The sequence below is a fragment of the Halobiforma nitratireducens JCM 10879 genome, from assembly GCF_000337895.1.
GTDB classification, from domain to species: domain Archaea; phylum Halobacteriota; class Halobacteria; order Halobacteriales; family Natrialbaceae; genus Natronobacterium; species Natronobacterium nitratireducens.
The window spans coordinates 46,101-53,032 of record NZ_AOMA01000077.1; the positions used below are offsets into that span (position 1 = coordinate 46,101).

Sequence of the window (6,932 nt, forward strand, 5' to 3'; positions counted from 1 at the left end):
ATCGTTCCCGAACGAACGACGAACGACACGCTCGAGTTTCCGGTCGATTTCGACTGTCATATTCGATCATACGCCCGGATACGGGAAGTCTGTAGCTGACGCCACACGAAGACGAAAAGAAAGGTGGCATGGGTGTGCCGAAGGTGAGCCACCGCTCCGTCGACGTTCGCCGGGGGGCGAACGAGGATGCGTCGCGTGTCGGGAGGATCACGCGAACGCAATCAGGTGTGTAGTCGTGATCGCTGTTTGGTCGTGGTCGTGGTCAGTCGTTGCGCGGTCGTCTCCGCGGTCACCAACACGGAGACAATCGTTGCTTTTCGCCAGTAGCTAACCAGCGCTTGCGTTCAGTCGTCCAGCTATTATACCGGGACCAGTAGTCGGTACCGAGTCCCGCCGGTCGATGTCGCGTCGTCTTGGTGTCGTCGGTGTCGTCGGTGTCGTCGGTGTCGTGTCGGCTCGATCGTCCGTATCGTCAGCGCCACGACGTCGTCAGTACCGCGTTGCCGTCGGTAGAGAGCAGGTCACCGAACCGTCGGTTGCGAGCAAAAACCGCCGCGGCAGTTGCAGGCACAATCGCTATTCCCCGATTCCACGCTAGTGTCAACAGCCAGCCGACCGCCCCGTGTACGTGAACATTAGCTTTCCCCGAACGGGGCCCAGCGATAACTGAAACCGGCACCGACGACATGTTAGGCGAACGTAGCGACCGATCCGATCGAACCCGCGACCGCCTCGCGACGCTACGGGAACGGATCGACGCTGGGATGGACCGTCGCGAGTTCCTCAGAACGGTCGTCACCGGCGGGTACGCGCTCGGGATGGCCCACTACCTCGGCGTCGACGACTTCCTCGCAGCCAGCGACGACGAGGTCCCCGTGGTCACCGCGCTGGTTCGGAGCGACCCCGACGACCCCTTTTCGCTCGAGGAACGGGTCCGCTACGTGCCCGCCGACTGGTACGCCGCCGTCGAGAACGCGTTCGAACTGAACGAACTGCTGGCACGCGTCGCGTTCACCGGGTACCTCGGGAGCGCGGTCGTCCCTGGCGACTACGACAGCGGGACTGCCTCGATTTCGATCGGCGTCTCGAGTGCGGAGTCCTCGATTCCGGATGCGATCCGGGAGTTCGCGGACGACGTCTCGATCGATGCGGAGTCGTTCATCGAGATCGAGGACGTAGAGGTACGTCCGGACTCGGCCGAGCCGAGAATCCTCGAGGACCCAGTCGGCGGTGCCCCGAGTGGGGTTGCCTGTGAAACCCCCTCGAGCATGGCGACGCTGGGACCGGCTCTGTACGATCCGTCGACGGAACGTTCGTTCTTTACGACCGCCGAACACGCCTTCGAGGGGGATGGTGATCCGGTTGGGGATCAACTCACCGTGCCGATTCAGGGGGCTGAACAGCTCGATCTCGGACGAGTGTCTCGTGCACATCCGATCGCCGACGTCGCCGCTATCGAACCGAACGGGTCGGTCGCGCCGACGAGTTGGATCGACGCGCCGACGCCGGCTCGCGTCCGCGGCCAGCTTACGAGGTACGGCCTCGCGGACCTGCTCGCCCGGGACGAACGCCTCGAGAAGGTCGGTGCTCTCACGGGTCATACGACCGGACGGGTCCAGGGGGTCGATGCAGTGACGTGTTTCACCGAGGACTTCTGTCGTCGCGGGCAGATCCGGTGGGGCGGTGAGATGGACCTCACTGACGGGGACAGCGGCTCGGTAAGCTACTACCGTGATCCCGAAGGCGACGACGGCGACGTGCTCGTCGCGGGGTTCAACAACGCCCGCACCTGGTGGCCCGGCCAGAGCTACGTCTGGGGCATCAGCGCGTATCGATTGACCGAAAAACACGGGTATCACTTCTGACGGATGGAAACAGAACCGGAAGACGAGCAACGAGCGCGGACGGGCGACGAGCGCGGACGTACACGTGGACGCGAACGAACGGGAACGGAACGCAGCCGACACCGGACCGTCGTGAGCGCCGGGATCAGAGTCCTCGCGGACCTGTTGATCCTTTCTCTGTGGGTCCTGGCGCTCACCCTCGCGTTTCTCGCGTTCGGGTGGCCACGGTGGGCGTTTTACGGCGCGTTACTGCTCGGAGTCGGCGTCTACGTGTCGATCACGAGCGGCTGGTGGCCGTCCGCGGCCGGCGACGGTGACGCGTCACGAGAGGCGTAGCGTGAGTTCCGTCGTCTCTGTGAGGAACGACCGGAACTCCCGTGTCACCGATGGTCGGGAAGCCACCTGTGGGGGCCGATCACGAGCTGGGTGTCCCCCAAGTCGGGCGAGGACCGTTCGTGCTCACGTCACCCTCGTCGACACTCGACTCGTCCCGGTACTCGAGGTCCTCCTTCGCCAGCACGTGGGTCGAAGCGTCGCCGACCAAATCACGCACTGATCCGATCAGTGGACGACGGTCCGTCCGGCGTCGATGCTTTCCGATTCGCTTGCGACGTGTTTCGCGAGTTTGAGCAGCTGATTCGAGAAGCCGTACTCGTTGTCGTACCAGGCGAGCACTTTGACGGTGTCGTTGGCCGCGACCATCACCGATTCGAGATCGACGTACGAGGCGAGGGGCAGTCCGACGATATCCCGCGAGACGATCTCGTCGTCGGTGTAGCCGAGGACGCCGGCGAGTTCGTCGTCGGCCGCTGCCCGGATCGCCTCGATTACGTCCTCGCGGTGTACGTCTTCCTGGATGTTGACGGTAATGTCGGTGATCGAACCGTTCGGGACCGGCACTCGCATCGCCATCCCCTCGAGTTTCCCCTCGAACTCGGGGAGAACCTCGCTGGTCGCGCCGGCCGCACCGGTCGTCGTCGGGACGATGTTCTCGGCGGCGGCGCGGCCGCGACGGCGCTTGTCCATGGGGCCGTCTACGAGCGACTGACTACCGGTGTAGGCGTGGACGGTCGTCAAAAGCCCGGAGACGACATCGAACCTGTCGTCGAGGACCTGCAGGACCGGCGCGACCGAGTTCGTCGTACAGGAGGCATTCGAGACCACGTCGTCACCGTCGTACTCCCCGTGGTTGACGCCGTAGACGAACATCGGTACCGGCTCCTCGCCTTTCGGCGGTGCGGAGATGATTGCTTTGTCCGCTCCGGCCTCGAGGTGCTGTGTGACTTCCTCGCGGGTCCTGAACAGTCCCGTCGCTTCGAAGGCGATGTCGATGTCGAGGTCGTCCCACGGCAGCTCCGACGGCTCGCGTTCCGAGAGCAACTGAAACTCCTGATCGTCCACGAAGAGGCTGTTACCACGGCGGGAAATCCCCTCGAGTCGGCCGTGTACCGAGTCGTACCGGAGCAGATACTCCATATCGTCGTCGTCCATCACGTCGTTGATCGCCACGATATCGATGTCGTCGTGTGTCAACGACGCCCGCAGGAGACATCGTCCGACCCGTCCGAAGCCGTTGAGTCCGATTCGAACTGTTTCGCCGGTTTCCGAGCCGCCATTCGTCGCCGTCTTCATGCTCGTGGCTCCACCATCTGCAGGTAAATTTGTTGTCCCCGAAACGTTGGATATCGATAGATACATCTCCTCTAACCCATCTCTCGAGCCTCTGGCCCCAACTGATACGACCGTCGTCGTGGTGGTGACGCGCATCGACGATGCATCCCCCTTCACTTCCGGACCGGTCGGTCGAGGCCTACGCTAGCGCGACTGGCGACGGCCGCCTCGAGCGACTCCGTGAACTCGCCGGGACGCTGTCGGACGTTCGGGTCCTCCACGTCAACTCGACCGCGACGGGCGGTGGCGTCGCGGAGTTGCTCCGTTCGATCGTGCCGGTCTGTAACGATCTCGGTATCGACACCGACTGGCTCGTCATGGACGCCGACGACGACTTCTTCGAGGTCACGAAGGCGGTCCACAACGGTCTCCAGGGGAGCGGCGAACCGCTGACCGACGAGATGAAAGCGACCTACCGCGAGGTGACCGAACGAAACGCGACCGAGATCGACAGCGAGTACGACCTCGTCGTCGCCCACGATCCGCAACCGCTCGGGATGCTCGAGAGACTCGACGAACGGGTGCCGAACGCACCCATCCTCTGGCGGTGTCACGTCGATCTCACTGATCCGGACGACAACTACCTCGCGTTCGTCTCGGAGTACACCGGCCCGGTCGATCACGCGATTTTCAGCCGCTCGGCGTATGCGGCGATCGACGCGCCGGTAGTTGCCCAGGTCTCGCGTTTCGACCCGTGGAAAGATCAATTCGGCACGCTCGAGGCGTATCGAACCGCGACGGAGTCGATCCCATCGCTCCAGTTGGCGCTTGCCGGTGGGATGGCCGGCGACGATCCGGAGGGACTGGAGTTCTACGAGCGGGTCGCCGACGAGGCGGTCGACGATCCGGACGTTCACGTGTTGACGGACCTCCCGGACACGACGATAAACGCCCTCCAGCGGCTATCGGACGTCGTCGTCCAGAAATCACTGCGCGAGGGGTTCGGCCTCGTCGTCTCGGAGGCGCTCTGGAAGCGGACGCCGGTCGTCGGCTCGACCGTCGGCGGGATCCCGCTTCAGATCGAGGACGGCCGGAACGGCTATCTCGTCGGCCCGGAGGACGTGACCGGGGCAGGCGACCGGCTCGTCGATCTCATAGAGCACGACGAGCGCCGCCGATCGTTCGGTGACGACGCCCGACAACGTGTCCGCAAGCGGTTCCTGCTACCCAGACAACTGGTAGACCTGCTCGAAATTTTCGTCGACGCGCTGGGACGTGAGTCCTGATCTGTCGGACCACACACTGGAGACGGCCACTGGCTCCGATCCGGCCGGTCTCCAGCGGTCGACATCCCCCACACAGTTATTCACCGAGACGGTGAAGCAATCCGGGACCCACCCATGAGCCGGCTCATCGACGCGGTACTGATACCGACCGACGGCAGCGACGGGGCGCTGGCCGGGGGCAAACGCGGGATCGCGCTCGCGTCGCGGATCGACGCCACTGTCCACGTCCTGTCGGTCGTCGATACCGGGCGTTCCGAGGAGTACGACGAGTTGGCGTTCCCGTCTCTCGAGGCGAGCGCCGCGGACGCGGTCGAGGAAATCGCACGGCTGGCGGCCGACCACGACGAGAGCATAGACGTCACGACGACGGTCACGGAGGGAACGCCGTTCCAGTCGATCAGGGAGTACGCCAGCCGACGCGAAATCGACGTCATCGCGATGGGGACGAAGGGGAAAACGGGAATCGACAGAGTGCTCCTCGGCAGCGTGACCGAGAACGTCCTCCGAACGGCCCGAACCCCCGTACTCGCGGTCCCACCGAGCGCCGGCGACGACCCGATCGCCGACGTCCCGTTCGATCGACTCCTCTTGCCCACAGACGGCAGCGACGGTGCGGCGATCGCGGCCGAGTGGGGAATCGGACTCGCGAATCGACTCGAGTCGTCGATACACGCGCTCTACTCGATCGATACGGGTCCACTCGCTGACATACCGGACGACGAGCTCCTCGAGCCCCTCGAGAACGAGGGCCGAGCTGCGATCGATGCGGTCCGGGAACGTCGCGAGGACGCCGGCGTGGCCGTTTCAGTTTCGGGCTCGATCGTCACCGGCTCGCCGGTGACGGAAGTTCCCGCATACGCGACCGAGAACGACATCGACCTGATCGTTATGGGCACCCACGGTCGGACGGGAATCGGCCAGTGGTTTCTCGGGAGCGTCACCGAAAACGTCGTCCGCCAGACCGACGTGCCGGTGTTCTGTGTCCCGGTGAGCGCCGAGCATCCGTAACGGCGCTGGCCGAGACCGTTGTGTTCTCTTACCGGTTGGAGACAGCGAGTTCCAGAACGAAACTCGACGCGGAGACGATGTCGCCGATACCGACCGTTCCCGCCGGTTCGTCGACGACGCGATTCGGGCAGGCGGCGACCGTGGGCGTCTCGAGGATGCCGTCCTCGGCCGTCTCGCCGACGTGTTCTGCAAGCAGTTCGATCGCCTCTCGTCCCACCCCAGAGGGGTCGTACTCCAGCCCTCTCTCGAGGTCCTCGGGCTTAGAGATGTGTCCCAGTGCCGCCTTGGTGGCGGCGTTGACGGCCGAAAACTCGAGCCCCCGTCGAAGCGCCTCCGGCGAGTGGTACGACTCCATCACGGCGAGGTGATACTCCATCGCGTGCAACTGCAGACAGTCGACCCCGAGTTCCTCGCGGACCCCCTCGAGCATCCGGTAGTGATCGATGATCTCCTCGGGTTCGAACGGCGTCGCCTCCGACGGCGGCTCCCCGTCGATGCCGATACCCGCGTCGTCGTGTAGCATCGTCAACTCGTGGGTATCCACACCGACGACGTTCGCTTCCGGCAGGATCAACTCGTACATGCTGTCTCTCAGGTCGTCGTCGTGGGTGACGGCGTACTCGACGTGAACGTCGAGGTCGCTGCCCGACCGGAGTCAGTGGAGGACCTCGCGTGCGTGACGATGCGTCTCCTCGTACCCCCTTTCGACGTTGTCGGGCGTGAGGTTGTGATACCCCGCCAGGAGAGCGCCATCGACGGTTTCGCCGACCTGGTCGATCGCCTCGTCGAGGGCCCCTGCCGAGAGGTCGAACTCCGGCGGCCTCGAGGCGGCGATGAACCGAGCGTCCGTCGGCGCGGTCACGCCGAAGAACTCGTCTCCATCCCCGAACTCGAAGACCCAGTTGATCTTGGTACGATCCGCGGTGACGGCCTCTGGGAGGGGAACGTAGCTCACCTGACCGTCCTCGACTGCCGGATACCGAACTGTTTCGGGGCGCTCGAACATCGATAGCTGCCGCTCCGAAACCAGATACGTGTACGTGATCGGTGCGGTTCCCAGCGCGGTAAGCAGGTTTGTCTTGACATCCTCCTCCGCGTTCACGCGGAGGAATCCCGAGCGGTGGGAGTTTCAGGTCTGCAACCATGGACGCCGCCACTTCACGGGAGTCCGCATCTAACCCAG

The 6,932-nt window shown here is 64.2% G+C and carries 5 protein-coding genes and 1 pseudogene; 4 read left to right on the forward strand and 2 right to left on the reverse strand.

All coding sequences use genetic code 11. From position 1 onward, the window contains the following. Window positions 1-686 precede the first annotated feature (686 nt). Entirely contained in the window at window positions 687-1,865 is a 1,179-nt protein-coding gene (locus tag C446_RS07540; protein WP_006672493.1) for a hypothetical protein, read from the forward strand. Window positions 1,866-1,868: 3 nt separating this feature from the next. Then, window positions 1,869-2,180: a hypothetical protein gene (locus C446_RS07545; RefSeq protein WP_006672494.1), complete on the forward strand. Its 312-nt coding sequence runs from the start codon at window positions 1,869-1,871 to the stop codon at window positions 2,178-2,180. Between the two features lie 225 nt (window positions 2,181-2,405). Here the strand turns inward: C446_RS07545 and gap are convergent, their stop codons facing one another. After that, window positions 2,406-3,476, reverse strand: a complete 1,071-nt coding sequence (gene gap, locus C446_RS07550) for a type I glyceraldehyde-3-phosphate dehydrogenase (protein ID WP_006672495.1) — start codon at window positions 3,474-3,476, stop codon at window positions 2,406-2,408. Window positions 3,477-3,616: 140 nt separating this feature from the next. On the opposite strand from gap, the gene C446_RS07555 reads away from it, so the two are divergent. Further along, window positions 3,617-4,741 carry a glycosyltransferase gene (locus C446_RS07555; RefSeq protein ID WP_006672496.1) on the forward strand — a complete coding sequence of 375 codons (1,125 nt, stop codon included), beginning with the start codon at window positions 3,617-3,619 and terminating at the stop codon, window positions 4,739-4,741. 114 nt (window positions 4,742-4,855) lie between these two features. Further along, the gene (locus tag C446_RS07560; protein ID WP_006672497.1) at window positions 4,856-5,749 is read left to right on the forward strand and encodes a universal stress protein; all 894 of its coding nucleotides are present in this window, start codon (window positions 4,856-4,858) and stop codon (window positions 5,747-5,749) included. Window positions 5,750-5,777: 28 nt separating this feature from the next. Here C446_RS07560 and C446_RS07565 read toward each other — a convergent pair. Next, window positions 5,778-6,830: pseudogene (locus C446_RS07565) on the reverse strand (ADP-dependent glucokinase/phosphofructokinase); the annotation flags it as partial. Window positions 6,831-6,932 lie beyond the last annotated feature (102 nt).